The 26158-nt window shown below is 53.8% G+C and carries 26 protein-coding genes; 14 read left to right on the forward strand and 12 right to left on the reverse strand.

What is annotated here, in order from left to right; all coding sequences use genetic code 11:
* The first annotated feature begins 59 nt into the window (after nucleotides 1-59).
* From NR302_RS21115 to NR302_RS21145, 7 genes are all read left to right on the forward strand, one after another.
* The gene (locus tag NR302_RS21115; protein WP_258145750.1) at nucleotides 60-1025 is read left to right on the forward strand and encodes a BMP family protein; all 966 of its coding nucleotides are present in this window, start codon (nucleotides 60-62) and stop codon (nucleotides 1023-1025) included.
* 4 nt (nucleotides 1026-1029) lie between these two features.
* A complete protein-coding gene (locus tag NR302_RS21120; protein WP_258145751.1) occupies nucleotides 1030-2532 on the forward strand; it encodes an ABC transporter ATP-binding protein in 1503 nt (500 codons plus the stop codon).
* Entirely contained in the window at nucleotides 2525-3622 is a 1098-nt protein-coding gene (locus NR302_RS21125; protein ID WP_258145752.1) for an ABC transporter permease, read from the forward strand. The genes NR302_RS21120 and NR302_RS21125 overlap by 8 nt, the downstream gene beginning before the upstream one ends.
* Entirely contained in the window at nucleotides 3604-4545 is a 942-nt protein-coding gene (locus tag NR302_RS21130) for an ABC transporter permease (protein ID WP_258145753.1), read from the forward strand. The genes NR302_RS21125 and NR302_RS21130 overlap by 19 nt, the downstream gene beginning before the upstream one ends.
* Nucleotides 4546-4569: 24 nt before the next feature.
* Entirely contained in the window at nucleotides 4570-4971 is a 402-nt protein-coding gene (locus NR302_RS21135) for a Rid family hydrolase (protein ID WP_008108743.1), read from the forward strand.
* Between the two features lie 125 nt (nucleotides 4972-5096).
* Nucleotides 5097-6113 carry an aldo/keto reductase gene (locus NR302_RS21140; protein WP_258145754.1) on the forward strand — a complete coding sequence of 339 codons (1017 nt, stop codon included), beginning with the start codon at nucleotides 5097-5099 and terminating at the stop codon, nucleotides 6111-6113.
* Nucleotides 6110-6604 carry a flavin reductase family protein gene (locus NR302_RS21145; RefSeq protein ID WP_258145755.1) on the forward strand — a complete coding sequence of 165 codons (495 nt, stop codon included), beginning with the start codon at nucleotides 6110-6112 and terminating at the stop codon, nucleotides 6602-6604. Before NR302_RS21140 ends, NR302_RS21145 begins: the two co-directional genes overlap by 4 nt.
* A gap of 23 nt (nucleotides 6605-6627) precedes the next feature.
* Here the strand turns inward: NR302_RS21145 and NR302_RS21150 are convergent, their stop codons facing one another.
* The 8 genes from NR302_RS21150 to NR302_RS21185 form a co-directional block, all read right to left on the reverse strand.
* Complete coding sequence (locus tag NR302_RS21150) at nucleotides 6628-7017, reverse strand: RidA family protein (protein WP_258145756.1); 390 nt, start codon at nucleotides 7015-7017, stop codon at nucleotides 6628-6630.
* 217 nt (nucleotides 7018-7234) lie between these two features.
* Nucleotides 7235-8071 carry a metal ABC transporter permease gene (locus tag NR302_RS21155; protein ID WP_258145757.1) on the reverse strand — a complete coding sequence of 279 codons (837 nt, stop codon included), beginning with the start codon at nucleotides 8069-8071 and terminating at the stop codon, nucleotides 7235-7237.
* Entirely contained in the window at nucleotides 8064-8927 is an 864-nt protein-coding gene (gene sitC, locus NR302_RS21160) for an iron/manganese ABC transporter permease subunit SitC (RefSeq protein ID WP_258145758.1), read from the reverse strand. Before sitC ends, NR302_RS21155 begins: the two co-directional genes overlap by 8 nt.
* The gene (locus NR302_RS21165) at nucleotides 8911-9717 is read right to left on the reverse strand and encodes a manganese/iron ABC transporter ATP-binding protein (protein ID WP_258145759.1); all 807 of its coding nucleotides are present in this window, start codon (nucleotides 9715-9717) and stop codon (nucleotides 8911-8913) included. The genes sitC and NR302_RS21165 overlap by 17 nt, the downstream gene beginning before the upstream one ends.
* Nucleotides 9714-10616: a metal ABC transporter substrate-binding protein gene (locus NR302_RS21170; RefSeq protein ID WP_258145760.1), complete on the reverse strand. Its 903-nt coding sequence runs from the start codon at nucleotides 10614-10616 to the stop codon at nucleotides 9714-9716. The genes NR302_RS21165 and NR302_RS21170 overlap by 4 nt, the downstream gene beginning before the upstream one ends.
* A 193-nt stretch (nucleotides 10617-10809) precedes the next feature.
* Nucleotides 10810-11166 carry a cupin domain-containing protein gene (locus NR302_RS21175; RefSeq protein ID WP_008108728.1) on the reverse strand — a complete coding sequence of 119 codons (357 nt, stop codon included), beginning with the start codon at nucleotides 11164-11166 and terminating at the stop codon, nucleotides 10810-10812.
* Nucleotides 11167-11195: 29 nt separating this feature from the next.
* Nucleotides 11196-11996: an amino acid ABC transporter ATP-binding protein gene (locus tag NR302_RS21180; protein ID WP_258145761.1), complete on the reverse strand. Its 801-nt coding sequence runs from the start codon at nucleotides 11994-11996 to the stop codon at nucleotides 11196-11198.
* A gap of 1 nt (nucleotide 11997) precedes the next feature.
* Nucleotides 11998-12648 carry an amino acid ABC transporter permease gene (locus NR302_RS21185; RefSeq protein ID WP_008108724.1) on the reverse strand — a complete coding sequence of 217 codons (651 nt, stop codon included), beginning with the start codon at nucleotides 12646-12648 and terminating at the stop codon, nucleotides 11998-12000.
* Between the two features lie 264 nt (nucleotides 12649-12912).
* Here NR302_RS21185 and NR302_RS21190 point away from each other — a divergent pair, with 264 nt between their 5' ends.
* The 3 genes from NR302_RS21190 to NR302_RS21200 all read left to right on the forward strand — a co-directional run bounded on the left by NR302_RS21190 (nucleotide 12913) and on the right by NR302_RS21200 (nucleotide 15760).
* Nucleotides 12913-13662 (forward strand): ABC transporter substrate-binding protein, encoded by a 750-nt coding sequence (locus tag NR302_RS21190; protein ID WP_258145762.1) that lies wholly within the window; start codon nucleotides 12913-12915, stop codon nucleotides 13660-13662.
* Nucleotides 13663-13790: 128 nt separating this feature from the next.
* Entirely contained in the window at nucleotides 13791-14396 is a 606-nt protein-coding gene (locus NR302_RS21195) for a cupin domain-containing protein (protein WP_008108720.1), read from the forward strand.
* A gap of 35 nt (nucleotides 14397-14431) precedes the next feature.
* The gene (locus tag NR302_RS21200; protein ID WP_258145763.1) at nucleotides 14432-15760 is read left to right on the forward strand and encodes an FAD-binding oxidoreductase; all 1329 of its coding nucleotides are present in this window, start codon (nucleotides 14432-14434) and stop codon (nucleotides 15758-15760) included.
* A 172-nt stretch (nucleotides 15761-15932) separates the two neighbouring features.
* Here NR302_RS21200 and NR302_RS21205 read toward each other — a convergent pair whose 3' ends face one another.
* Nucleotides 15933-17219, reverse strand: coding sequence for a PAS domain-containing methyl-accepting chemotaxis protein (locus NR302_RS21205; RefSeq protein WP_061719508.1), 1287 nt, complete (start codon nucleotides 17217-17219; stop codon nucleotides 15933-15935).
* A gap of 450 nt (nucleotides 17220-17669) precedes the next feature.
* Between NR302_RS21205 and NR302_RS21210 the strand changes: the two genes are divergently transcribed.
* Both NR302_RS21210 and NR302_RS21215 read left to right on the forward strand, forming a co-directional pair.
* Entirely contained in the window at nucleotides 17670-19649 is a 1980-nt protein-coding gene (locus NR302_RS21210) for an autotransporter outer membrane beta-barrel domain-containing protein (RefSeq protein WP_258145854.1), read from the forward strand.
* Nucleotides 19650-19957: 308 nt separating this feature from the next.
* The gene (locus tag NR302_RS21215) at nucleotides 19958-21811 is read left to right on the forward strand and encodes a hypothetical protein (RefSeq protein WP_258145764.1); all 1854 of its coding nucleotides are present in this window, start codon (nucleotides 19958-19960) and stop codon (nucleotides 21809-21811) included.
* Nucleotides 21812-21870: 59 nt separating this feature from the next.
* Here NR302_RS21215 and NR302_RS21220 read toward each other — a convergent pair whose 3' ends face one another.
* The gene (locus tag NR302_RS21220; RefSeq protein ID WP_258145765.1) at nucleotides 21871-22362 is read right to left on the reverse strand and encodes a hypothetical protein; all 492 of its coding nucleotides are present in this window, start codon (nucleotides 22360-22362) and stop codon (nucleotides 21871-21873) included.
* Nucleotides 22359-23213 (reverse strand): winged helix-turn-helix domain-containing protein, encoded by an 855-nt coding sequence (locus NR302_RS21225; RefSeq protein WP_258145766.1) that lies wholly within the window; start codon nucleotides 23211-23213, stop codon nucleotides 22359-22361. The genes NR302_RS21220 and NR302_RS21225 overlap by 4 nt, the downstream gene beginning before the upstream one ends.
* A 265-nt stretch (nucleotides 23214-23478) precedes the next feature.
* Here NR302_RS21225 and NR302_RS21230 point away from each other — a divergent pair, with 265 nt between their 5' ends.
* Nucleotides 23479-23937, forward strand: a complete 459-nt coding sequence (locus NR302_RS21230; RefSeq protein WP_258145767.1) for a hypothetical protein — start codon at nucleotides 23479-23481, stop codon at nucleotides 23935-23937.
* Nucleotides 23938-23957: 20 nt separating this feature from the next.
* Nucleotides 23958-24659 carry a molecular chaperone gene (locus NR302_RS21235; RefSeq protein WP_258145768.1) on the forward strand — a complete coding sequence of 234 codons (702 nt, stop codon included), beginning with the start codon at nucleotides 23958-23960 and terminating at the stop codon, nucleotides 24657-24659.
* 58 nt (nucleotides 24660-24717) lie between these two features.
* Here NR302_RS21235 and NR302_RS21240 read toward each other — a convergent pair whose 3' ends face one another.
* Nucleotides 24718-26106, reverse strand: coding sequence for an FAD-binding oxidoreductase (locus NR302_RS21240; RefSeq protein ID WP_258145769.1), 1389 nt, complete (start codon nucleotides 26104-26106; stop codon nucleotides 24718-24720).
* Between the last annotated feature and the right edge of the window lie 52 nt (nucleotides 26107-26158).

Genomic DNA, 26158 nt, shown 5'->3' on the forward strand with positions numbered 1-26158 from the left:
GCGACCACCATAACGATAAATCCACCTTTTCCGCGATGCGGATTGCCAGGAGTCGAGCGATGAAAATGAAGATGATGTTGGCTGTTGCGGTAGCGGCTGCGATCGGTTGCAGCGCGTTGGCACAAGCAGATGACAGCAAACCGCGCGTCGCGGCGCTGTTCACCCAAACCGTCACCCAAGGTTCCTGGGATATGGCGGGATATGCCGCCTTCAAATCGATGGCTACTAAAGAAGGTTCTACGCCGAGCTATCTCGAGCACACCACTTACGAAGCCGCGCCTTCGGTATTGCGCCAGCTGGCGTCCGACGGCGTGAAGCTGATCATCGCGCACTCATCCGGCTATTCGGCAGCAATCAAAGAAGTGGCGCCGTCATTCCCTAACACCCAGTTCGTGCTCTACTCCTACGAAGGTTCCACCAACAATTTGCCGAACTATTCGGCGTGGTCGGTGGATTGGGATGAGTACGGCTTTGTGCTCGGCGCATTGGCGGCATCAGCGAGTAAAACCGGCCATATAGCGGTGATCAGTGGCGAACCGATTCCCTCGGCGGAGCGCACCGTGCAGTTCATCAAAAAAGGGGCTGCCTACGTTAATCCGAAAGTGGTGGTGGATTCTGCCTATGTCGGCTCGTTCACCGATGTGGCGCGCGCCAAAGAGATTGCGACCGGTGCGATTGCGCGCGGTGCGGATTTCGTCATTCCATCAGCCGACACCGCTGACGCCGGTATTCAGCAGGCCGCCGATGAAGAGGGCGTGTTAACCATCGGTTCCTACACCGACCAAGCCAAATCCTTCCCCAATTCGATCATGACCTCAACGGTGATGAACTTTGATAAATCCTACGCCGATATTGGCAAACATTACGCCGATCACCAGTTAGGCAATCGCATCATCACCGAAAACCTAAAAACCAACGGCTGGACGCTGTCGAAGCCGTTTGCTCACGTCGATAAAGCCGTGCAGGACAAGGTTTTTAAAGTGATGGATGACATCAAGTCCGGCAAGGTCAGGATTGAGGACTAACGCCATGTCCAGCCCGCTCATCGAACTCGATCACGTCTCGAAGCGCTATCCCAATGGCTTCCTGGCGCTGGAAAAGGTGTGTCTGTCGCTGTTCCCCGGAGAGGTTCACGCGCTGCTGGGTGAGAACGGAGCGGGCAAATCTACATTAATGAACATTCTGTACGGCGTGCATGAGCCGAGCGAAGGCGGCGTGCTGATGGGCGGTCGGCAGGTCATTCACCGGCGACCGGCCGATGCCATTGCTAACGGCATTGGCATGGTGCATCAGCATTTCAAACTGGTAGCGCCATTTAGCGTGGCGGAGAACCTCGCGCTGGTGGCACGCGGCGATCGGCGCAAAGCCTTTCGTCGCCACGCCGATATCCGCGCCTTTATGCAGCGTTACGGCGTTGATCTGGATCCGGCGGCGATTGTCGGCCACTTGCCGCTGGCGTTGCAGCAACGGGTGGAGATCCTCAAAGCGCTGGTTAATGACACGCGCGTGCTGTTGCTGGATGAGCCGTCCACCATTCTGACGCCCGCTGAAATCACCGCACTTTACGCCACGCTGCGCCGCATCTGTGCCAGCGGAACGGCGGTTGCGGTGGTGACGCATAACGTCGATGAAGTGCTGGCGAATGCCGATCGTTACACCATTCTGCGCCGTGGCAAAACCAACGGCAGCGGATTAACGCACAGCTGCACGCCGGATGAGCTGGTGGAGCGCATTGTCGGACGCGCCGTCAGCAGCGGCACACGGCTCGGCCAGCACCGCAGCGGCGGCGCAGAGCAGATGCGCCTCAGCAACATTCAGCTGCGGCCTGGCAGCGGTTCACCAGGTTTGCACGACATCAACCTCACGCTGGCGGCGCGCGAAGTGGTAGGCGTAGCGGGCGTGGAAGGCAATGGACAAAGCGAACTGTTCGCTATTCTGGCAGGTGAGCTGCAACCGGAAGGCGGCGAAGTGGTGCGATCCAGTGACAATGTCACGTTAGCGCTAGTTCCGCAGGATCGCCATCACGAAGGTTTATCGCTGGATCTGCCGGTGTCACACAACTTGCTCTATCCCGAAATTATGCGAGGCGCATATCGCCGCGCTGGATTACTCGATCACAAAGCGATTGCCGCGCGCGCCGAGGAGATGATCGCGCAGTCGGATATTCGCACCCATTCGCACGCCAGCCCGGCGCGTTCGCTGTCTGGCGGCAATCAGCAAAAGATCGTGGTGGCGCGTGCGCTGGCGCAGGACGCGTCGATTATCGTGGTGTATCAGCCAACGCGCGGCCTGGATATGGCAGCGGCAGAAGCGGTGCTGATGCGCCTTGCCGAGGCGGCAGATGCCGGCACCACCGTGATTATCATCTCTTCGAATATTGAAGAGTTGATCCGCGTTTCGGATCGCATCGTGGTGATGAACGGCGGCAGGATTACTGGCGCAGTAGCGGGAGATGAGATGAATATTGAACGAATTGGCACCCTGATGACGTCGGGGCGCGCTGCGCAGCTCGCAGGAGGTTTGCATGTCTGATTCCGTCACATCGCTGGCACAAACCAGCGCCTCATTGCGCCGCATACTCGCGCAGCTCAGCGCATCACGATCGTTGTGGATCACGCTCAGCGCTTTTGTCGGTTCGCTGATCATCGGTTTAGCGCTGATTGCGGCCATGGGCGTGCCGATGCGGGCGGCAATGTCCACCGCGTTTGACGGCGCGTTTGGCACGTTGCGCGCGCTGTCCGATACGCTGGTATTTATGACGCCGCGTCTGCTGGTGGCGCTGGGCGCACTGATCGCCATTCGTGGCGGCATGTTTAATCTCGGCGGCGAAGGGCAACTGCAGATGGGCGCGATTGGTGCGATGCTGCCGTTTCTGGCCTTTGGTGATGTTGGTGCGGCGCTGCTGCCGCTGTCGATCCTCAGCGGGGCGCTGTGCGGTGCGTGCTGGGGAGCGATTCCGGCTCTGCTGAAAGTGTGGCGTGGCATCGATGAAATCATCGTCACGCTGATGATGAATTTTATCGCCATCTACCTGCTGAAATATCTGGTGCAAGGTCCAATGCGACCGGCCAACTCGAACTTCAATATGTCGGCGCAGCTGCCCGCCGATGGCGTATTTCAGCAGGTGATAGAAGGCACGCGTTTGCATGCTGGCGTGTTCCTCGCGCTGCTGATCGCGCTGGCGGTGTGGGTGATGCTTAATCACAGCGCTTTTGGCCTGAAACTGCGCGCCAGCGGGCAGAGTCCGCGCTTTGTGCGCTTACAGGGGCAATCCGCCGCCAAAACCGTGCTCTCCAGCATGGCGATCTCCGGCGCAGTGAGCGGCCTCGCCGGCACCTTTGAAGTGCTCGGTGTGCAATATCGGCTAATTGATGGCTTCTCATCGGGCCTTGGCTTTGAAGGCTTAGCGGTGTCGTTTCTGGCCGGATTGCAGCCGTTTGGCGCAGTGATCGTCTCGCTCTACTTCGGTGCCATCAACAGCGCTGCGCTGGCGCTGCAAACCACTTTTTCGATTCCTGCGGCGCTCGCTGATGTGCTCGGCGGCATGCCGATTCTGATTCTGGCGGTGCTGAGCGGCGTGATGCTGGTGAAAGGGAGGCCGGTATGGAATTCAACACTGTAACCCTGGCGCTGTTCCTGGCGGGTGGATTGCGGCTGTGTGTGCCTGTGTTACTGGCGGCGCTGGGTGAAACCGTTTCCGAACGCGCGGGCGTGTTCACTATTGGGCTGGAAGGCTTGATGCTGTTTGGTGCATCGGCTTCGGCACTGGGACTGGCGTTGACCGGCTCGCCGGTGATGGCGCTGGGTGCGGGCATGTTGGGCGGATTGCTGGCTGCGCTGATGCTGGCATTAGGCACGGTGCTGGCACGCGCCAACCAGATCGTGATGGGCATCGGCTTCAATCTGTTCGCGATTGGCGCGACCTCGCTGATTCGCCAGCTGTGGCTGAGCGGTGCGCCTGCTGCCGGATCGATGCGCTCGGTTTCGATGCTCAAGCTGCCGGGCTTATCCGATTTGCCGGTGGTAGGTCGTGCGCTGTTTTCCCAGAGCCCGGTGTTCTATCTGGCGGTGGTGATCGCCATTGCGCTGTGGTGTCTGCTGCGTTTTACCCGCGCCGGATTGCTACTGCGTGCGGTGGGTGAAAACGCCTTAGCGGCCGATGCCGCCGGGCATTCGGTGCTGCGCATTCGCTTCAGCGCCACGCTGTTCACCGGACTAATGGCGGGCTTGGGCGGCGCTTACCTGTGCATCGTGGCTTCTGGTGGCACCTTCGTCGACAACATGACCGCCGGACGCGGCTATCTGGCCATCGCCATCACCATTTTTGCCCGTTGGATGCCGTTGCGCGTGCTGATGGTCGCCATCGTGTTGGGTCTGCTCGAAGCCTTACAGTTCCAGGGACAATATCTTGGCGTGGATATCGCGCCGTCGCTGCTGATGGCGATGCCATTTGTGGTGGCGCTGATTGCCTGGATCATGATGGGCAAAGCCGGTGCGGCACCGGGAGATTTAGGCCGACCTTTCTTACGTAATTCAGGGCGTTAATCTTTTAATTTTCAGGAGAAACAGATGAATCAGGCAATTAATCCCGAAGGTTGGATCATCGGTAAAACCGCGACCGGCCTCAATCACCTCAACTGGGGCGTAAAAGCGGGCAATCATGTTTATGTCGCAGGAATGTTATCGACCGACCCGGTGGATGGCAGCATCGTGGGTATCGGCGATATCGAAGTGCAGACGCGCCGCGTGCTCGATAGCATCAAAGTGGTGCTGGAAGCGGCGGGCAGCAGCATGGATCACGCAGTAATGAATCAGATCTTCCTGCGCGACCTCGATGATTACCACAAATTCAACGAAATCTACGTCACCTATTTCCCCGCGCTGCTGCCCGCCCGTTTCTGCGTGAAGCTGGAGATGGTGCGCCCCGAGTTTCTGGTGGAAATCGCCACCACGGCAGTGATTCCAGCGTAACTCCGTAGGGTCGCCATTCATGGCGACCAGGTGCGCATAAATGCGCACCCTACAAAACCGGCGCAGGACAGTTGTAGGGGCGCCATTCATGGCGACCGCTGCAAAGTAATAATGAGGAAATTCACATGCAATACCGATATCTCGGACGCAGCGGGCTAAAAGTGTCCGAAATCTGCCTTGGCACCATGATGTTTGGCGGTGCCACTGACGAAGAAACTTCGCGCCGCATTATTGCCGATGCGCGTGACAGCGGCGTCAACTTCATCGACACCGCCGATATGTACAACAAAGGCGAATCCGAGCGCGTGGTAGGTCGAGCGATTGCCACAGATCGAGATAACTGGGTACTGGCAACCAAAGTCGGCAACCCGATGGGCGATGGCCCGAATCAGCGCGGTATGTCGCGCAAGTGGATTCGCGAAGCGGTGCACGGATCGCTGAAGCGTCTCGGCACCGATTACATTGACGTGCTTTACATGCACAAAGCGGATTTCAACGCGCCTCTGGAAGAGATGGTGCTGGCGTTTGCCGATCTGATTCGCGAAGGCAAAATCGGTTACTTCGCGGTCTCCAACTTTAAAGCGTGGCGTCTGGCGGAAACCGTACGCCTGGCGCGCGAAGCAGGCATTGCCGGACCGGTTGCCACGCAGCCGCTGTATAACCTCGCTAACCGTGAAGCCGAGGTGGAAATTCTGCCATCGGCAGCCTATTTCGGTGCAGGCGCGGTGTGTTACAGCCCGCTGGCACGCGGCATCCTGACGGGAAAATATCGCGTGGGTGCCGCACCCGACAGCGACAGCCGCGCCGGGCGTGCCGATCCGCGCATGATGGAAGCGGAATGGCGTCCGGAATCACTTAAAGTAGCAAGTGAACTGGCGGCTTACGCAGAACGCAGCGGACGTCAGCCCGCGCATGTGGCGCAGATGTGGGTGATGCGCAATCAGTTGGTGACCAGCACGCTGGTGGGGCCGCGCACTTTTGAGCAGTGGCGGGATGGCATTGCCGCGCTGGATTGTCCGTGGTCAGCGGAAGACGAAGCGTTCTGCGATCGGCTGGTTTCGCCGGGTAAAGGCTCCAGCCTTGGTCCGGTCGATCCGCATCATCCTGTTGAGGGCCGAATCGTGCGCGAGCGTGTGTTATGACTGAAAACCCTATTATCCTGGCCGATGCCTATCGTGGTGGCATGCGCCAACTGGCGGCGGGCGTGTGCCTGATTACTGCCAGCTATCAGGGACAACCTGGCGGCATGATCGCCACGGCGGTAACGTCAGTCAGCGCTGAACCGCCGACTTTGCTGGTGTGCGTGAAGCGCAGCGCATCCCTGTTTGCCATGATTGCCGAGAGCGGACGCTTTTGCGTTAACGTATTATCCGCTGATGCACAGGCGTTAGTGGATGTATTCAGCAATTCCGCCCGCCGCGATGAGCGGTTTCAACACGGTGAATGGCTGATGGCGGTCAACGGCGCGCCGCTGTGTGCGGAATCACTGGTGTCGTTTGAGTGCAGTCTGGCGAAAACCGTGGATTGGCATACGCACGCGATTTTTCTCGGCGAAGTGACCGCAGTGCTGCATCCGCGTAGTGATGCGGCACCAATGGTGTATCACGATCGGGGATTTCATCAGTTGGTGTAGCGTGGTCGCCATAAATGGCGACCCTACAACGGCAACATAATCACTACATCAATCTCCAGCAGCAGTTCCGGCTCAGCCAATGCGGCGATTTGGAATAGCGTGCTGGCGGGCAATTCCAGACCGGCAAAAAACTGCTGGCGCACCGGGTGAATTTCCGCCACCAGTGCTAAATCCGTCACATAGGTGGTGGTGCGTACAATCCAGTCGCGCTGCGCGCCCAATCCTTCCAGCAAGCGGTCGATATTGGCATAAACCTGCTCGACCTGTTGCTTCATATCGCCAACACCCACCACGTCACCGTTTTCATCCCACGCCACCTGGCCAGTAGGAAACACCGGCGTGCCCGGACGAATTTTTACGTGATTGTAATAGCTGCGCGCCTTCAAGCCAGCGGGATTAATGATGCTCATCATGCTCCTTAATTGTGGGTCATTTCGGGCCAACAAGAGATTAAGGCTAACATTGACCAGAGCCAGCGTGTAATCGTATTTCGGCGACACGGTGTTGCGCGATAAGCAACGCGGTTTGCAGTAGGCTTAAATTTGCAGGTGCATTACGCGTTAAATATTAAAGCGCGCACCAGGCTGCATTTTCCCAACGTAGGGTCGCCATTCATGGCGACCTAAATCATCAGCCATGCGCTTGCTGCGTGCGCCGATCCCTCACCGTGACATACAAAAATGCCAGCACGAACAGCGTCGCGTAGATCACTACAATGGTTGGCCCCGGCGCGCTATCGAGAAAGAACGAGGCGTAAACACCGCTGAAACCCGTCACCACGGCAATGCCAATCGCCAGCAGCATCACCTGCACGAAACGACGCGCCAACAGCAAGGCAATAGCGCCAGGCGCGATCAGCATCGAAATTGACAGAATTACGCCCACCGATTTCAGCACGGCGACAATGGTCAGCGAGATCAAACACAGCAAGCCGTAATGCATCAGTTTACCGTTGATGCCGCAGGCGCGCGCCTGATTGGGATCGAACGCGTGCAGCAGTAAATCGCGCCACTTGACGCCAATCAGCACGCTGACAATCACCGCGATGGCCGCGGTCTGGATGATATCCGCCAGGCTGATGCCCAACATATCGCCGAACAAAATGTGGTCGAGATGCACTTCAGGCTGCAATTTCAGATACAGCACTAAACCGGCGCCAAACATGCCGGAGAAGACGATGCCCATCACCGTGTCGGGTTTGATGCGGCTGTTCTCGCTGATGTAGCCAGTCGCGACGGCGCACAGCATCCCGGCGACAAACGCGCCGATGGCGTACGGCAAGCCAATTAGCCAGGCGATCACCACGCCGGGAAACACCGCGTGGCTCATCGCATCACCAAGCAATGACCAACCTTTCAGCACCAGAAACGCCGACAGCATCGCGCACGGCAGCGACAGTACCAAGGTAGTGATGAGCGCCATGTTCATGAATTCGAACTGGAAAGGACTCAACAATAATTCAGCCATTTACGCCGTCCTCCAGGGTCTGACGCGCACGACGGCGCGCCGCCAGCACGCCATGTTTTGGCGCGAAGACAAAGGCCACTAAAAATACCAGCGTTTGTGCCACCACAATCACGCCGCCGGTCGCGCCATCAAGGAAGTAGCTGCTCCATGCACCGAGGAAACTGGTGATGCTGCCTATAGCGACGGCGATCATTAACAGACGCGGGAAACGATCGGTCAGCAGATAGGCGGTCGCGCCGGGCGTCACCACCAGACAAATCACCATAAACGCGCCGACGGTTTGCAGCGCGGCGACGGTGGACGCAGAGAGAAGGGTAAAGAACAGGATCTTCAGCCGCAGCGTATTCAAACCGAGTGAACGCGCGTGGCTTTCGTCAAAGAAGGTCACCATCAGATCTTTCCACTTCAGCAGCAGAATGGTCAGGGTGATAAAGCCAATCGCGCCGAGCTGCCAGATATCGGCGGGCGCAACCGACAAAATATTACCTAGCACGATGGTTTGGATATTCACCGAAGTGGGATTAAGCGACACCAGAAACAGGCCGATGCCGAAAAACGACGAGAAGATCAGGCCGATGATGGCATCTTCTTTTAAGCGCGTACGCTGATTGAGGAACAGCATGCTGCCCGCCGCCAGCCCGCCGGAGAGAAACGCGCCGAGTGAAAAGGGCAGTCCAAGCATATACGCGCCCGCCACGCCGGGCACAATCGAGTGCGACAGCGCATCGCCAATCAGTGACCAGCCTTTCAGCATCAGGAAGCAGGAGAGAAAGGCGCAAATCGCGCCGACCAGCGCCGAGATCCACATCGCATTCAGCATGTATTGATAGCCAAACGGCTCAATAATCCACGACATGGTTCGCTCCCCGGTCCTGATTTTTGTCTTTCATCAGCTGCATTAATACCGCGTTACGCTCATGCAGCGCGCCATCAAAGGTCTGCGCCAGATTATCGGCGGTGAAAGTCTCATGCAGCAGGCCGCTCGCCAGAACGGTGTTTTTCACCAGCACGCAGCGATCGCAGAAATCGGGGATGGCGTTGAGATCGTGAGTGGAAACCAGCATGGTGCGGCCTTCGTCGCGCAGCTCTTTTAGCAGAGCAATAATCGCGGCTTCGGTTTTGACATCCACGCCGGTAAATGGCTCATCCAGCAGGATAATTTGCCCACTTTGCGCCAGCGCGCGCGCCAGAAATACGCGTTTCTTTTGCCCGCCCGACAGCTCGCCAATCTGACGATGGCGATAAGCGCTCATTCCCACGCGTTCCAGTGCCTGATCTACGCTCAGTTTATCGGCGGCGCGCGGAATACGCAGCATGCCCATATAGCCGTAGCGGCCCATCATCACCACATCTTCCACCAATACCGGGAAGCTCCAGTCGACTTCCTCCGCTTGTGGAACATAGGAAACGATGTTGTGTTTCAGCGCCTTATTGGCCGGCAAACCGGCCAGCGTTACCGCACCCGATGAGAGCGGCACAAATCCCATGATCGCTTTGAACAGCGTGGATTTGCCGGAACCGTTAACACCAATCAGCGCGGTGATGCTGCCCGCTGGCACGCTAAAAGAGGCTTTGCGCAGCGCCGTATGGCCGTTGCGATAGGTGACACCGACATTCTCGACGATTAAACCTGCGGCTGGGTTCATTTCTGGCTTCCTTCTGTGATGCCTTTCACCACGGTTTCAGTGGTGACGCGCAAGAGATCCAGATAGGTCGGCACCGGGCCATCGCTGTTGCTCAGCGAATCGACGTACAACACGCCGCCGTAATGAATGCCGGCTTCACGCGCCACTTGCTGCGCGGGTTTGGCAGAGATGGTGCTTTCACTAAAGATGGCAGGAATTTGATGATCGCGCACCGCATCGATCACTTTACGCACCTGCTGCGGCGTGCCTTGTTGATCGGCGTTAATCGGCCATAAGTAGAGCTCTTTCAAACCGAAATCGCGCGCCAGATAAGAGAACGCACCTTCACTGGTCACTAACCAGCGTTTATCGGCGGGCAGCTTGTCGATAGCGGCACGCATCGGCGCGATGGTCTGCTGAATCTGCGCTTTGTAACGCTCGGCGTTGGCCTGATAAATGGCGGCATTGGCAGGGTCGTATTTCTGCAGTGCGTTACGGATGTTATCGACGTAGATCAGCGCGTTATCCGGCGACATCCACGCATGCGGGTTGGGTTTGCCGTTGTACGGGCCTTCGGTGATGCCCATCGGCTCAATGCCTTGCGTCACGGTAACCTGCGGCACATCCTTGAGACGCTGGTAAAAGCGGCTGAACCACAGTTCCAGATTAAAGCCGTTTACCAGGATCAGATTGGCACCCTGCGCGCGACGAATATCGCCTGGCGTGGGTTGGTATTCGTGGATTTCTGCGCCGGTTTTGGTAATCGACGTCACGTCCGCCGCATCGCCCGCGACGTTTTTCGCCATGTCGGCGATCACCGTAAAAGTGGTCACCACTTTGAGTTTTTCAGCCGCTGACGCAGTAAACGCGCTGAGTGACAGCACGATCGCAATCGCAGGCAAAAAGCGTTGAGTGAACATGATCATCTCCAGAGAAATATAGCCAATGCTATAATATATAGCTGATGCTATCTATATGAGTCATTTTTGTTCACAACGCCAGTATCTAGACGAAAATTTACGAAAGGGGAACGGTAAATAAAGGCAGGATTTTGTAGGGTGCGCATTCATGCGCACCTGGCAGCAATTCACTTTTAGATAGGCAGCGCATCAATCAGCTGGCGTCAAAAATCACATACAACTTGCGCATGGTGTTCTCAATTACCCAGGTGCCTTCGGTATTGGCTTCAAAGAACAACGAATCGCCGGGTTTGAAGTGCAGCGTCTCTTCGCCATCCGGCGTGAAAGAGCCGTTGCCGTTGAGGAAGTGCATGATTTCGGCCTGTTTCACCGAGCGGCGATAGGAACCGACGCCGCATTCGAAGATTCCGGTATCGATATCTTCTTTACCGGGAATCACCTTCTGAATACCGGATAACCCAATGCTGCCGGTGCCAGGCAAACCTTCTACGCTGCCCCAATCTTCCATCGATGCAATGGTGGCGGGTTGCGTTATTTTTTGGACTTTCATTCTTTTCCTCTGAAGTAGGTGTTGTGCGGTTATTTATCCGCGGTCGCCATAAATGGCGACCCTACGGGGTTTGTCCGGCAGCAGGCGCAGGTGGTGGAGACCACGTTGCCCAGTACGCGGCGCAGGAAATCCTGGGTGCGTGGCTCCTGCGGTTTAAGCAAGATTTGATCGGCGGGGCCTTGCTCGACAATCTGCCCGCTGTGCAGGAAACAGACGCGGTCAGCGACTTCGCGCGCGAACTGCATTTCATGCGTCACCACAATCATTGTCATGCCTTCACGCGCCAGATTGCGCATCACCTGCAGCACTTCGCCGACTAATTCCGGATCGAGCGCTGAGGTTGGCTCATCAAACAATATCGCTTTCGGTTGCAGCGCCAGCGTGCGGGCAATCGCCACGCGCTGCTGCTGACCGCCGGAAAGTTGCGTTGGCCACGCGTTGATCTTCTCCGCCAGCCCCACCATCGCCAGCAGATCTTTAGCGCGCTTCTCCGCCACATGACGCGGTTCGCCATTGACGTGAATCGGGCCTTCCATCACGTTCTCTAACACGCTGCGATGCGGAAACAGGTTGAAGCGCTGAAACACCATGCCAATTTGCCTACGCAGATCGTTTATGCTTTTGTGTTTGTTATTGACGCGCTGGCCCAGCACGTTGATGTCGCCGCCTTCGTAAGTTTCCAGGCCATTGATGCAGCGCAAAATGGTTGATTTCCCGGAACCCGACGGGCCGATCAAACACACCACTTCACCTTCGCTGACGTTGAAACTCACGCCTTTTAGCACTTCGACATGGCCGAATTTTTTGTGCACATCACGAATTTCAATCATCTCAGGCTCCTTTAATCTGGCGTTTTTCCAGCTGCTTAGTCAGCGCCAGCAACGGCAGGCACAGCACCAGATAGAGCAGCGCCACCAGCGTATACACCGTGGTGTTATCGAAGGTGGAAGCGGCAATCAGCTGGCCCTGACGCGTCATTTCGGTGACGGCGATGGTGGAAGCCAGCGCGGAATCTTTCAGCATCATCACCAGCGTATTGCTATAAGGCGGCAGGGCGACGTGAAACGCCTGCGGCAGCACCACGCGGCGCATCGCTTTCGGGAAACTCATGCCCATTGAGCGCGCGGCTTCGAGTTGGCCGCGATCCACCGATTCAATGCCGGCGCGGAAAATCTCAGCGATATAGGTTGAAAAGCAGAAGGCGATACCGATCACGCTGGCCTGAAATGACGACAGCGTGATGCCAATATCGGGGAAGACGAAATAGATATAAAACAGCACCACAATCATCGGTAGGCCGCGCGTAATATTAATTACGGTCGCAATCGGCCAGGAAATTATTTTCCACGGACACATCTTCGCCGCAGCAAAAATCAGTCCCAATGGTGTGCTGATTATCAGGGACAAAATGGTGATGTAAATCGTCATTTCGGCCCCTTTCAACAGGAAGGGCAGATAAACGTGAATACTACTCCAATCCATGATAATCCCCTGCAGATAAATTTCATTATAATGAATATCCTCGATGACGAATCACTGTCAATCTTTACCCGCCGAACAGAGATAGCTTTTACTTATTGTCGTCATACGAATAGGCTATAGGTTAAATAACGCTTGTTATCAAAGGGGTTAATCCTGAATTGTGAATTAACGCAGTGTGATTAAATAAAACATTGACAGACACCTAACTAATTTCATTATAGTGAAAATGACGTTCGCCCTTTTCATTTGATTCAGGAGTGAGTTATGTCTGCTAAACGTTCCCGGTTAATATTCGCGTGTCTGGCGGCTGCATTCAGCCTCAATGCGCAAGCGGCGGCGCTGACCGCCGGTTCACCGCCTTCCAGTGCGCCAACCACTTTTCTCGATACCCAAAGCGGCAAAATTGAAGGCTTTATGCCGGATGTGGCAGCCGAAGTGGCGAAGCGCCAGCACCTCGATATTAATTACACCGCCATCCCATTCTCCACGCTGATTCAATCGGTGATTGCCGGCAAAATCGACATGATTGTGGCCGGTATGACGCCCACCGAAGAACGTGCGAAACGCATTACGTTTTCGCAGCCGGTGACCGCATTTGGCGCGGGTTTGGTGGTGCGTGACGACAACAAAAAGACCTATAACTCGTGGCAGGATGTAAAAGGTGACATCGTCGGCACCATGGCGGGCACCGATTACACCCAAAGCCTGATGGCAAGCGGCATCGCCAAAGAGGTGAAGGTGTATGACAGTCCGGCGGATATGACGCGCGATTTATCGCTCGGACGAATTGCGGCGGGCATGAATGATTATCCGATCCTGAAAGCGCAGGAAAAAGCCGGCGGCCTGAAAGGCATGCACGTTATCGACGGTTATAAACCCGAACATGTTTCGCCGATGGCGTTTGGCGTGAAAAAGGGCAACGACCAATTAATGGCGCAGATTAATAGCGCGCTGACTGCGATGAAAGAAGACGGCACTTTGCAAACCATTAAAACCAAATGGGGCATGCCATAACGTCGTTGCGGCATATTTTGCTGTCTCGCACCGGTAATTTCAGCGATAAACACAGTATCAGGGAAATAAACGCGGCGACTGCGCTGTGCGAAATTGGATAAAGTTATCCGCTGGAAGGGTAAAAACCGATGAAGAAAGTGAGTATCAGTGACGAAGCAACGGATGCGCAGGACGCGGATATTGGATCGCGCCTGAAACGGATTCGTAAGGCGCGCAATATGACCATCACTGATTTGGCGCAGCTGGCGAATGTGTCTGCTGGCGCTATCAGCCAGATCGAGCGCAACCTGACCAATCCCACCGTGCGCGTGTTAGAGCAGCTGAGATTGGTGTTGAAAGTGCCGCTTTCAGCCTTCCTGGAAGAGAATCAAACCAATCTGCGCGGCGCGGAACATTATGTGCGTCGTGCCATTGAACGGCCGCATTTCAATGTCGGCAAACGCGGCATTTCCAAGGAGATGCTGTCGCCGTCAGGCGATCACGATTTGCAGTTTATGTTCATCAATGTGCCGCCGGGCGTGCGTTCCGATGAGATGTTGATGGGCAAGGGCGAGAAGGCCGGTTTGGTGATGGAAGGTGAGCTGACGCTGGAGATCGATGGTGACAGTGCCATCTTAACTGCGGGCGACAGCTTCCAGTTCCAGAGCCATTTACCGCACAACATTTTTAACCATAGCGCGAGTGAAGCCAGAGTGTTGTGGATCATGCACATTCCCTCTGAACATCATTTGTAATTTCGTCACCGACGTGGCGTGCAGGACTTGAGACGATGCGCATAAAAATCAATGCAGTAGCAGACAGTGAACGCTTTCCCGAATCCGTTGATGTGATTGTGATTGGCGGCGGCATTATTGGCACATCGGTGAGTTACGAACTGGCAAAACAGGGCGTTTCCGTGGCGCTGTTTGAAAAGGGCGTGATCGGCGGCGAGCAATCCGGTCGTAACTGGGGCTGGGTGCGCCAGCAAAACCGCGACCTGTATGAGCTGCCGATGGCGATGCGCAGTTTGCAGCGTTGGGATGAGTTGAGCAGCGAAATCGGCCTCGATCTCGGCTTCTCGCGTCAGGGCATTACTTACGGCACGCAGAGCGAAACCGATTTGGCGCGCTGGGAAGCGTGGGGCAAACAGGCGCAGCAAATTGGCTTCGTTAGTCATCTGATGACCGCGCAAGAGACGCGCGAACGCATCGGCAACAATGCGCCGTGGATTGGCGGCGTGTGGTCGCCTAGCGATGGTCGCGCGGAGCCGTCACTGGCGGCACCGGCGATTGCGACCGGCGCGAAAAACCTCGGCGCATCGATCCAGCAAAACTGCGCGGTACGCGGACTGGATGTTTCCGGCGGACGCGTGACCGGCGTCTGGACCGAGCGCGGCTTGGTGAAAGCCAACCGCGTGATCTGCTGCGGCGGCGCGTGGAGTTCGCGCTTCTGCAAGCAATACGGCATCGAACTGCCGAGCGCCAATATTCTGGGTACCGCGTTCAAAACCACGGCGGCGCCTGAGGTGATCAAAGGTTGTCTCAGCACCGGCGGTTTGTGCATTCGTCGTCGTCAGGATGGCAGCTACACCGTGGCGCTCTCCGGACGCGGGCAGATTGACCTCGCACCGCAAAACATCCGTTACGCCACCAAGTTCTATCCGATGTTTCGCAGCAAGATCGCCAAGAAGCTGAAGATGCGCATTAATGGCTCGTTCTTCAACGGCCCGGAAGCCGCTGGTTCGTGGTCTAATCAAGGTGTGTCGCCGTTTGAGAAGATCCGCACTCTCGATCCGGCACCGGATAACGGCATTGTGCAGGAAGCGATGCAGGCGCTGGTGCAGCTCTATCCGGAGTTGAACGGTATTAAAGTGGATCACGCGTGGGGCGGCTGGATTGATACCACGCCTGATCTGGTGCCAGTGATTGATGAGATGACCAGCATGCCGGGCTTGTTTATCGCCTCCGGCTTTAGCGGCCACGGTTTTGGTATCGGGCCGGGCGCAGGCTTGCTGTGCGCGCAGATGGTGAATAACAAACCGTTGTTCACCGATATGAAGCCGTACAGTCTGGCGCGTTTCGCCAAAGGTCAGGCGATCCGTGAACCGCAGATGATGTGATTACAACCCTACGATCGCACCGATATTTTTCCAGGTCGCCATTAATGGCGACCCTACAAAACCGTGTGATCATTCTGATGCTTATTCCGACCGTAGGGTCGTCATTCATGACGACCTTTCCGATAACCGCACAATACTTTTTCCAGGTCGCCATAAATGGCGACCCTACAAATCACACATCCAACCGGTGAATCACGTTCACAAACTCATGTACGCCGCTGTTAATTTCCCGCAGGCTGCGTGACAGCACGCTGATTTTATCCTGCTCGGTCACCACAAACTGCTTCACCTCATTGAGCTGCTGCTCCATCTGCGCGATCAAACTGGCGTTGTGTTCCACCACCTGCGTGATCTGTTTGGTGGCGCTGGAGGTGGATGCCGCCAAACGTCGTACTTCGCCCGCCACCACGCTGAATCCGCGTCCCGCTTCACCCGCGCGTGCCGACTCAATTGCCGCATTCAGCGCCAGAATATTGGTTTGTGAGGCAATCAGGTTGATAGTCTCGACCACCTCGCTAATGCTTTTCGCCGAAGCATTGAGTTCGGCACCAATTGCCGTCGCCGCATTTACCTGCACCGCCACCAATCCAGAGTTGCGGATGGTTTCATCCAGCACCTCATTGGCGTTATCGGTGATTTGTGAGGTCTCTTCAGAGGTCGTCAGCGCAATGTCGGCTACGCGCTTGGCCGCTTCCACTCGCGCGGTGATATCCGAAGCGATTTTGATCACCTTGTAGACCTTGCCATCCGCGTCATACACCGGGTTGTAACTGGCCTCAAGCCAGATACGTTCGCCGCTGGCGGTTTTGCGTTCGAAGCGGCCAACAAAGTGTTCACCTTTGGCCATCTTGCGCCAGAAGTCCGGATTTTCGCGGTAGAAGTTATCGAAGCAGAAAATGCGATGATGTTGCCCAACAACCGAATCCAACTCATATCCCATGTGCTTGAGGAAGTTATTGTTGGCCGTGAGGATTTGACCATCCGGCGTAAATTCGATTACCGCCATCGAAAGGTCCAGCGCGGTGATCACCGCTTCTTTGTGCTCCAGCTCCTGATGACGTTCTGTAATATCCGAAGCCACCTTGATCACTTTGTAAACATGGCCTTTGTCATCGCTCACCGGGAAATAGGTGGCGCTGAGATAGAAGCGCTGGCCTTGCTTATTGAAGCGCTCAAAAATGCCAGTTACCGATTCGCCGGACGCCAGCGTTTGCCAGAAGGCGAGGTAGTTGGAAGATTGGCTGTGTTGCGGGCTGCAGAAGATGCGGTGATGTTTCCCCTGAATCTCATTCAGCTGGTAGCCGGTGGTGGCGAGGAAGAGGTGATTGGCAGTGAGAATCTCGCCGTTGGGCGTAAATTCAATCCATGCCACATGCTGTTTGATCGCATTGATATCTTTAACCACATCGCCACTTTTATAAAACGGCAAGGTAAGACTCGACTTTTTCACACCAAACATGGGAAGCCTCAGGCGATTATTGTGCTGTTGAACGTAAGGCGTGCAGCACCAATCTGCTCACGTTCAGGACGTGTCGCTTAGGCTGCCCGCAGATCCCCTTCGCCGTACACTTCAAAGTGTCTCTGTGCGCCGCAGCGCCGCATGGGGGTATTTAATTAACCGACCTGATGTTTTCAAAAGTACCGATCAGAGCGTAGTCGAACTCTGCATCGTTAGTTATCGGCGGCCTTATTTAAAGGTTTAATTTAAATGCATGTAAAAGAGCTGTTCATAAACTTTGGTTAATTTGCCGCTGCAAACTGGCATAACGCCTCCTTCCTGACTAAACAGTTAAACGTCCTTGATATTTTCCTTACGCATTCCTGATGCGATGTTGCGGGTTCGCTTGATGCGCGGACCTAACCTTTTGCCGGTCAGACGACGTAACTCTGGCCCATCACGGAGTTGATGATGAACAACCACAAATCTGCGCTTTCTGCTGTCGCCATCGCCACACTTAGCGCGTTGCTGACGCCTGCTCCCGCGCTGGCATGGGATAGCCTGACCGTGTTTGGCGATAGCCTGAGTGATAGCGGCAACGTGGGCCGCTTTACCTTCGACGGTGCACAACATCCTTTATATGACGAGATTCTTGCCGCGCATTTAGGCGAGGACTTGCAACGTTCTACACTGGGCGGCAGCAATTATGCGCAGGGCGGCGCGGTGTCGGTGCCGAAGCTCGATCCTGATCTAAACACTCAGGATCAACTGGCGGGTTATCTCGCCTCAACCGGCGGCCGCGCTGACAGCAATGGTTTGTACATACATTGGGTTGGAGCCAATGATATTGCCGCTGCCGTCACCAATCCCTTAACCGCCAGCGAGACCATCAGCAACAGCGCCAATCAATCGGTTGCACAGATCAAAACTTTGCTGGATGCCGGTGCGGGAGCGGTGATTGTGCCAACGGTACCGCAACTCGGTTCAACGCCTTATATGATCCAAACGGTGCTGCGCGTGTTGGGCACCGCAGCCACGCCAGCGATGGTGGCGGCGTTTCAGTCGCTGGATAGCGTCACCACGCCAGATAAAGCCGCGCGGCAACAGGCGGTGCAGGATGCGTTTACGCAAGCCGCAGGCGAAGTCTCTTCTGTTCCGGCGGTGCGTGACGCGCTGGCGCAGCAGCTTTACACCGCATGGCAGGAACTCAGCGAGCAGGTTACTGCGCTTTCCGACGGCTATAACCAGCAGGAAGAAGCGGGGCTGGCGACATTGAATGGCAATATCGTGCGCGTTGATATCGCTGGGCTGTTTGATGAAGTGATTGCCAATCCGACGCAATATGGCTTAACCAACACCATCGGCATCGCGTGTCCGATTGGGACATCAGCGGATGAGTGTAAATCCAGCACGCCAGGCTTCTCCAGCGCGCAGGATTATCTGTTCGCCGATCGCCTGCATCCAAGCCCAGCGGTGCACGCGATGATCGCCGATTACATTCAGTCGATTCTGGATGCACCAGCGCAAGTGGCGGCGCTGTCACAATCGCCACTGATGATGGCGCGCGACACACAAAACACGCTCGATGGACATTTGCAGCAACAGCGTCAGCAGCCTGCCAGCGCCGGACAGTTCACGGTATTTGGCGGTTACGCCGGGCAACACGTCGATTATCAGGGCGACAGCTGGAGCAACGGCAGTGCCAACACGGCCAACTTAACGCTGGGTATCGGCTATCAGCTCACCGACAACTGGCAAACCGGTGTGCTGTTCTCCAACACCAATCAGCGGCAGGAGCCGTCCTCAAACTACGATTACAAACTGCGCGGCAATCTGGTGGCGCTGTATAGCCAACTGACGGTGCTTGATCAGGGCTGGATCAACGCCGATCTGCATTATGCCGATCTCGATTTCGACAGCATTGAGCGTGATATCCACATTGGCCCAGCCAAACGTACCGAGCAGGGCAGCACCAGCGGTAAACTGCTCGGCATGCGTGTGCAAACCGGCTGGACGCTGCCGCTAACCGAAAATCTCAGCACCGGACCGGTCGCCAGTTACGCGCTGGATTATGGACGCGTCGGTGGCTATAGCGAAAACAGCGACAGCAGCACCGCGATGCGCTACTCCGATCAAACCACCCATTCACAGATTGGATCAGTCGGCTGGCGCATCGACAGCAAACAGTGGGTGGTGAATCCGTGGGCGCAGGTGAGTTATAACCACCAGTTTGGCGATACCGATTCCACGGTGCGCGCCGGACTGAAATCGACCCGAACGTCGTTTGAACGCAGCATTGAGGCGCGTGATAAGAACTGGCTCGATCTGTCGTTAGGTGCCAACGTACCGCTGGCTGAAACGGTGAATGCTTTTGCCGGTGTTTCAACGGTTGGCGGCAATAGCGATTACCATCAGGTGACGTGGAACGTGGGTGTGAACGCCACTTTCTAAGTATTAAGGCCGGTAACTCATCGTTACTGGCCAGTTAATTAATAATGACATCTGCATCATTTATTAAGTCGTGTTTAAGACATATTCCGCGCTTTTCGTACCGGCTATATCCATAAACTGTCTGCGATTAATCTGTAAATCATTCCCTTCCCGCTACGCTTTTTTTCATTAATCATCATGTTGCCTGGTATTTCCAAAAACGCATAACTAAATACCACCAGTATGATTGGTACGCATCAACACATTAATTTTCAATTACTTATACTCGATGGTGCAGTTACTTTCTCTTAATAATTAAGGGGTACACCATGGCGAATGCGTCCAGTAATACCAATCCACAAAATGCAGTAGCAGCGGCGGCTACCGTTTATCAATTTCGGGATGTTGCAGAATTAAAAGCAACAGAACCCACCGTCGGAGGCACGATCGGCACTGTGCTTGAGTACACTCGTGGCACAAAAAGTGGCGGAGGTGTTTTTGTTTACGATGCCACTGATACGACATCTGTGGATGATGGCGGGCTGATTTTTGTAACTGCGGGGAAAAAGCGCTGGAAGCGCGTGGTGTTAGATTACAACTCAGTAACTGTTTTGGATTTTGGCGCAGTGCCTGATGGCAAGACTGACTGCATCGAAGCCGTGAAACGCATGTATACCTGGTCACAGCGCGTACTGCCATCGGCCGGGATTCGCTTTACGGCGGGCGTGTTTAGCATGTCGACATTCGACATCTCTGATAAAGAAATTAATCGTTTCAAAGTCGCAGGTGCGGCGGTTAACTTCGGCTATTTTCCAACCACAACATTGGTTTTCAACTGGGAAACCAAACCACGTGGTCAGCTCTTCTTTAAAGTGCAGGCGCGTTACGCGGAGATCTCTGGGATTGTTGTAAAAGGGATGAGTTCTAACAGCGGCGAAGATGGCGGTACCGCGTTTAACACCGTCGGCTTTTACGCCAACACCATTATCGGTGGTCAGTTCTTGCGTGTGAGCAGTATGGAGTTCCGTTATCTCGGCGGACGTGCGCTCGACCTCATCGATACGCTGGATTGTAAAATCGACCAGTTTTATTCCCGTGGCTGCCAAGACAGCATTGTCTACGCACGCTGGTCCGATCGCGAGCAAGGCGCATGGGATCACTCCACGGCAATTGAGTTATCGAATTTCAACCTACAAGGCAATACGAAGAAGCCGGTCCTCGATTTACCACGCTGTACCCAATCCTTTATACGCAACGGCTGGATTGAACATGCGGAGTTTGCTGGCGATCTCACCAACGGCCAATGGGTGATTGAAGGTTTAGCCATTGAATCCACTGCCAATCCGCTAAAGCTGGGTTATTGTCGCGCTACCATTATTCAAAAAAGTATTCATAACCAAAGCGCCGGTTTTGATTACAGCACCACAGGAATTGAACCCTGGACACTAATCGGCGAGGGCGATCGTGGCGTGCTGGAATTTTCCGATTGGGGAATCATTGCGCAAGGTTCATTGAGCTACGACTATATTTCCTCACAGCACCATATGGATAATCGCACCGAGAACAATAAATGGTTCTACGTGGGCGAATTCAATTTCTCCGATGCCACTTCGCAAATACACGTCCGTGTAGTTGGCAGCGCACAATATAATTCGCAAAGTGAAACCCAAACTACCTACAGCAATCGTACGCCAGAAGGCGCGACGAACATCTATTTGCAAGCGCGTGATGGTGCCAACACCATTGGCAGCTGGTATGGCGAAGGTTCTAGCCCGGTGGTGAAGGTGCATATATCGGGCAACGGTGCCAGAACCAAACTTTACGTAAAAATCGCAGCCTATACCGGATTTTCCACTGCCTTGGTTACCACCAACGGTAAAGATCGCTATCAAGCCGGATTATGTTTTATCTTCCGCAAAAGCTTCACCGCTTGCAGCGCTGAGGAGAGTGCAACGCTGGATGCGGCACCGATCGTGGCGTTTGAACAACACTGGATTGGCAATAAAGATGTGGGGTTTGGTTATAACAACAATAAAGAGTTATTACTGCAGGGCACGGTGATTAAAGGGGAAGTTGAGGAGTATGAACCTGGAAAATATCGTACGCGTCGTTACTTAAAAGTACGCGTCAATGGCGAAGAGTGGAGCATTCCATTAAACGACGCCAATAATCCTTATATCTGATTGTTAGCCAGCAACTCAGGTTGCTGGCTTTCTCCCGCACTCACAATCGGTCTATGTTATTAATTAACATGGCAATATAAACGCGGCATATTCGCCACACTGACCATCATGTCGCCATTTGCCATTTTATGTATCTGGTAGTAATCATTAAATCCCTTTTTGAAACTAGGGAAAATATACTCATCTGCCAGATTCTCAGGAATGCTTTCACCGAAAGCAGGATGCATTTCTTGAGTGTGGGTGGTGACGTAAGAGTGCGACTGTTGGTAAGTAAAACGGATGTTGCGATGCAGGGAATAGCTGGTCGTAGCGTTGCTATCTTTGCTTCGATAGTGCATGTTGCCACTCAGAATACCAATACCGCTCCCGTTCGAATAATAATGACTTTTTATCATCCCGTTCATGAGCATTGAATTGGTTTTTTGCGAGTTGATAGTAAATGGAACCACACAATTTAGCGTCAGGTTTGCTGTTTGATCCATCCTTTTAACCACCAGCCAGGGCGCAATTAACGAGGTGATTGTTGCGATAACGATCAGAAGTTTTCTCATTTCACGGCCTCGCCGTGTAAACTGAAATAGGCTGTACATCCATTGTTATTATTAGTGATTGCATGTTCACAAAGAAAATAGCTGCTCACGCTGCGACTCATTACTTTATTTATATAAATAAACTTCGGGTTATTACCGGCCGAAGTCCGCGGTTTTTCTCGCGTTAAACGCGTCAAAGCATCTTGAACATAACTCGTTTCTTGTTCAAAGGGGTGTTGAGCAAATACCTGTGATTCTCTTAAGGTGGTAATGAGATGATATTGGTTTGCTGCATCAAAATTTGTTAATTGCGTATTCTGATTAAACCAAATAGCATAACCAGCAGCAATTAGCAAATTAATTGATATTACGCTAATGCCAAGGGAGATAAACAGACGGTTTTTATTTTTTTGACGTGACAATTTAGCCAATGTTGTCAATTCACTCTCTTTACCCGCTGCTTCATCTGTGACTTCAGTTAGCTCGTCAGAACCTGAAAGTGGTTCTGTATTTGTTAAGGTACGCTCTGCCGGTTCAATGCGTTCAACATGCATTTGTGAGCTGAAAGTATAGCCGAGGCGCGGGACAGTGATGATGACTTCATAAGAGATCTGCATTCTCTGAAAAACCTGACGTAGTTGGGAAATATTTTTCCACATACTGCCCTCGGTCACCAGCAAACCAAACTTACCCCAACCTTCATGTATTAAACGCTCTTTATCGACCGTTTCACCCTGATGCTCAATTAAAAAGGCAAGGCATCGTGTCGCCGTCGCGCTAAGTTTTACTGGTGCTCCATCGCTTGTAAGGTGAGTGATCTGAAAGATCTCATCATCAAAAAGTAGGTTTTCATTGAGACGATATTGGGTCATTCACATTATTCTCAGAGCGTAAGAAGGGAACGTTCAAATGTTAGCTCTTTTTCACCTTTTAAGAAAGGCAATCATTTGCTGAAGAAGATTTTGTCTTACTTTTCCTTACCGGTCTCACTATCTTATTGATTATTAATGGTAATTGTGAGATTTGATGTGTCAGGATAATTCAGTTTAATTCGGGTGTGTTTTGATGCTAAAAAGTTATTATCTTCATCGCCGAAATTGCCATTCATGCAAAAAACAACCTTTGGAATTTTAAATTATGAACGCTCTGCGAAAAAACTTTATCGCTCTTACTCTGGTAAGTTTTTCGTTGATGGCCAAAGCTGAAATAATCAATGTGCAGACCGCTAGCCAGCCCAGTGGTTTTCATGTTGTGGCAAAAAGTGAGTGTAATACTTGCATGCAATCTGCGCGCTGGAATATACCTACCACTCAATTAGAGACAGTTGGAAATTTGCTAGAGATTAAAGGGGGTTCCAATTCAATATCCGTACATCTTTCAGCAGTGCCACAAATTGGCAGTAATTCTCACTTTATTCCTCTTGAGGTTAATTTAGATAAAAAAATAATTCCGGTTGGAAGCACGTTACCACTCGAGATAAACAACGCGAATGGCCGGGAATTCTCCTTAACAGTTACCCCTGTTTCTGATGAAACTATTATTCCGGGTGCTTATATAGGGACAGTTGAAATAGTGTTTGAGCCTACAGTACTGTAAATTATATTGAGAGCCCTATTATGAAAGCAATTATCATGGCGTTATGTCTGCTGACACCGATCTCGTCCTCGGTAGCGGCATTGATCAGCATTGGTGACATGTATGACTTTATGCCATCCGACAAGAATACCTTTGAGAAAAGCGTCAATAATAACGGTGATAACACCGCTTTTGTACGGGTGAATGTTGTTGAAATGATTTATGACGCCAACGGCAAGTCGCATGAACAAGCTCTGGATAGCGATAACCAGGAAAACGAATTGGTGGTGAGCCCAAACCGAATGGTTATAGCGGCGGGGGAACAACAGATTAGTCGTATCGTTTATAGTGGCAATCGCGATCGTGAACGATATTATCGACTGCGTTACATGCCCACCGAGCGTAATGACAGCGATCATGGGCAGCCGGCCGCTATACAGATCTCCACAAGCATCAAAGTATTGGCTGGTTTGGGTAGCATTATCATCGTGCGTCCTGGTCAGGAACATTACAGCACCTATGTAACGAAAAATGGCTATCAATACGAAGTACGCAATGATGGCAATTCGACCGTGGTTATCGAAAATATGCAGTCATGTGATGCCGCCTACCGCGAATGTGCTGAGCCAGAAACCACCTACGTAAGGCCGGGCAGCAGCAAAACGTTGCCACTCACCATCGGCAATCACTACCGCTATACATTGGTCGAGGGTACGACCAAAAAATTGGTGCATATCGAATAGGTATTACCGCTATTCAAATACTGCGTAGTTGTGAAGAACGTCCAAAGTAAATACGACATCAGTTCACGCCAGAAATATGCACATCCTGTAAAGTGTCACGCACTTCCCAGCCGCGTAATTTGCCCGGGTTTAATAAATTATGCGGATCGCAGGCGCGTTTCATCGCCACCACATCGGCACGTACCATGCCTTGTTTGCCGTCTTCAATATGAATCACATGCGGATTATTAATTTTCACGCCGTTCGCACGGTAAATATCCATAATCGCGTTCAGTCGCTCTTCGTCCTGATAACGTACCAGCGGCAAACCGCTACAGGTAATGGTGCCGTTCATATCGCGCAGGAATTCAATGTGCGACATCACTTCATCGGATAATTGCGCTTCCAGCGCTAACGCCTGCTGCTGATAGTTATCCGCCGCATAGGCGGTTTGCAGGTATGTCAGCGTCTTGTCGATTTTCAGCGCCTGCAACGTGGTGTGGTTCCAGCAATACTCGATCAACGAATGGCCGCTGTTTTCACCTTCGGCAAAATGCAGCGCATTGTGGCCCGCATGTTGGGTGAGAAGTGCAGGTAACAACCCATTGCTTTCGCTGCCAACCAGAGAAATCACGCCATGCTTGCCCGCCACATCGGCATCGGCCAGATCGCTGAAGTAATTGAGTACTGGCGCGGCAAATACGGCAATCTGGCGTTTCACCATCCCCGGCGATCGCGCAATCGCATCGGCAAAGGCCATTGCCGCCGCGAAATCGTTGAAGATATCAAGGCGTTCGATCCAGTCGTGACGCGGTGCCAGCGCCAGTTCGATCTCCAGCACAATACCGTTGCTGCCGTACGCGTGATGCAGTAACAGCGCATCCGGTGCCTGCAACGTGATAATGCGCGGCGTCTCTTCCATGGTCATCAGTCGCACCGACAACACGTTACCCGGCGCGGCCAGCGGACCGTAGTTGATGGAACCCACGCCGCCAAATCCGCCGCCAAACAGGCCGCCAAGCGTCGCAAGCTTCCAGGTGGACGGCATGCAGCGCAGCTCCCAGCCAAGTGGACGCGTATATGCTTCCAGATCGCCGAGCCGAATGCCTGCCTGCGCGCGCACCGTGCCGTGGCCGACGGCGGTCACCGCATTAAGACGCGTCATGTCAACCATCACGCCACCGTGCAGCGGAATCAGCTGACCGTAATTGCCGGTGCCGCCGCCGCGCAGGTTGAGCGGCACGCGCTGTTTAGTGCAGGCCGCGACGATCAGCGCCAGCTCCTGCTCATCACGCGGACGCACCGCCAGTTCAGCAAACTTCTCTTCCAGCTGCGGTTTCAGTACCGGGCTGAACCAGTGGAAATCGCGCGACAGACGTTTGACCTTCGGCGCTTCTTTAATCCAGTCAAGTTCAGGCAACGCCGCGACCAGCGCCGCCAGTGCAGACTGGCGATCGGAATCAGACATGTTTATTTCCTGTGGTAAAAGAGGGTTCCGTAGGGTCGCCATTCATGGCGAC

Source organism: Pantoea sp. SOD02 (assembly GCF_024707505.1).
Classification (GTDB): domain Bacteria; phylum Pseudomonadota; class Gammaproteobacteria; order Enterobacterales; family Enterobacteriaceae; genus Pantoea; species Pantoea symbiotica.

What these genes read in the sequence shown, in the direction of transcription:
- NR302_RS21125 (WP_258145752.1), top strand. Translation starts at nt 2,525, where the DNA reads ATGTCTGATTCCGTCACATCGCTGGCACAAACCAGCGCCTCATTGCGC.
- NR302_RS21145 (WP_258145755.1), top strand. Translation starts at nt 6,110, where the DNA reads ATGACTGAAAACCCTATTATCCTGGCCGATGCCTATCGTGGTGGCATG.
- NR302_RS21165 (WP_258145759.1), bottom strand. Translation starts at nt 9,717, where the DNA reads ATGAACCCAGCCGCAGGTTTAATCGTCGAGAATGTCGGTGTCACCTAT.
- NR302_RS21180 (WP_258145761.1), bottom strand. Translation starts at nt 11,996, where the DNA reads ATGATTGAAATTCGTGATGTGCACAAAAAATTCGGCCATGTCGAAGTG.
- NR302_RS21140 (WP_258145754.1), top strand. Translation starts at nt 5,097, where the DNA reads ATGCAATACCGATATCTCGGACGCAGCGGGCTAAAAGTGTCCGAAATC.
- NR302_RS21215 (WP_258145764.1), top strand. Translation starts at nt 19,958, where the DNA reads ATGGCGAATGCGTCCAGTAATACCAATCCACAAAATGCAGTAGCAGCG.
- sitC (WP_258145758.1), bottom strand. Translation starts at nt 8,927, where the DNA reads ATGTCGTGGATTATTGAGCCGTTTGGCTATCAATACATGCTGAATGCG.
- NR302_RS21185 (WP_008108724.1), bottom strand. Translation starts at nt 12,648, where the DNA reads ATGGATTGGAGTAGTATTCACGTTTATCTGCCCTTCCTGTTGAAAGGG.
- NR302_RS21240 (WP_258145769.1), bottom strand. Translation starts at nt 26,106, where the DNA reads ATGTCTGATTCCGATCGCCAGTCTGCACTGGCGGCGCTGGTCGCGGCG.
- NR302_RS21190 (WP_258145762.1), top strand. Translation starts at nt 12,913, where the DNA reads ATGTCTGCTAAACGTTCCCGGTTAATATTCGCGTGTCTGGCGGCTGCA.
- NR302_RS21130 (WP_258145753.1), top strand. Translation starts at nt 3,604, where the DNA reads ATGGAATTCAACACTGTAACCCTGGCGCTGTTCCTGGCGGGTGGATTG.
- NR302_RS21175 (WP_008108728.1), bottom strand. Translation starts at nt 11,166, where the DNA reads ATGAAAGTCCAAAAAATAACGCAACCCGCCACCATTGCATCGATGGAA.
- NR302_RS21225 (WP_258145766.1), bottom strand. Translation starts at nt 23,213, where the DNA reads ATGACCCAATATCGTCTCAATGAAAACCTACTTTTTGATGATGAGATC.
- NR302_RS21235 (WP_258145768.1), top strand. Translation starts at nt 23,958, where the DNA reads ATGAAAGCAATTATCATGGCGTTATGTCTGCTGACACCGATCTCGTCC.
- NR302_RS21120 (WP_258145751.1), top strand. Translation starts at nt 1,030, where the DNA reads ATGTCCAGCCCGCTCATCGAACTCGATCACGTCTCGAAGCGCTATCCC.
- NR302_RS21150 (WP_258145756.1), bottom strand. Translation starts at nt 7,017, where the DNA reads ATGATGAGCATCATTAATCCCGCTGGCTTGAAGGCGCGCAGCTATTAC.
- NR302_RS21200 (WP_258145763.1), top strand. Translation starts at nt 14,432, where the DNA reads ATGCGCATAAAAATCAATGCAGTAGCAGACAGTGAACGCTTTCCCGAA.
- NR302_RS21135 (WP_008108743.1), top strand. Translation starts at nt 4,570, where the DNA reads ATGAATCAGGCAATTAATCCCGAAGGTTGGATCATCGGTAAAACCGCG.
- NR302_RS21170 (WP_258145760.1), bottom strand. Translation starts at nt 10,616, where the DNA reads ATGTTCACTCAACGCTTTTTGCCTGCGATTGCGATCGTGCTGTCACTC.
- NR302_RS21220 (WP_258145765.1), bottom strand. Translation starts at nt 22,362, where the DNA reads ATGAGAAAACTTCTGATCGTTATCGCAACAATCACCTCGTTAATTGCG.
- NR302_RS21195 (WP_008108720.1), top strand. Translation starts at nt 13,791, where the DNA reads ATGAAGAAAGTGAGTATCAGTGACGAAGCAACGGATGCGCAGGACGCG.
- NR302_RS21115 (WP_258145750.1), top strand. Translation starts at nt 60, where the DNA reads ATGAAAATGAAGATGATGTTGGCTGTTGCGGTAGCGGCTGCGATCGGT.
- NR302_RS21155 (WP_258145757.1), bottom strand. Translation starts at nt 8,071, where the DNA reads ATGGCTGAATTATTGTTGAGTCCTTTCCAGTTCGAATTCATGAACATG.
- NR302_RS21205 (WP_061719508.1), bottom strand. Translation starts at nt 17,219, where the DNA reads ATGTTTGGTGTGAAAAAGTCGAGTCTTACCTTGCCGTTTTATAAAAGT.
- NR302_RS21210 (WP_258145854.1), top strand. Translation starts at nt 17,670, where the DNA reads ATGAACAACCACAAATCTGCGCTTTCTGCTGTCGCCATCGCCACACTT.
- NR302_RS21230 (WP_258145767.1), top strand. Translation starts at nt 23,479, where the DNA reads ATGAACGCTCTGCGAAAAAACTTTATCGCTCTTACTCTGGTAAGTTTT.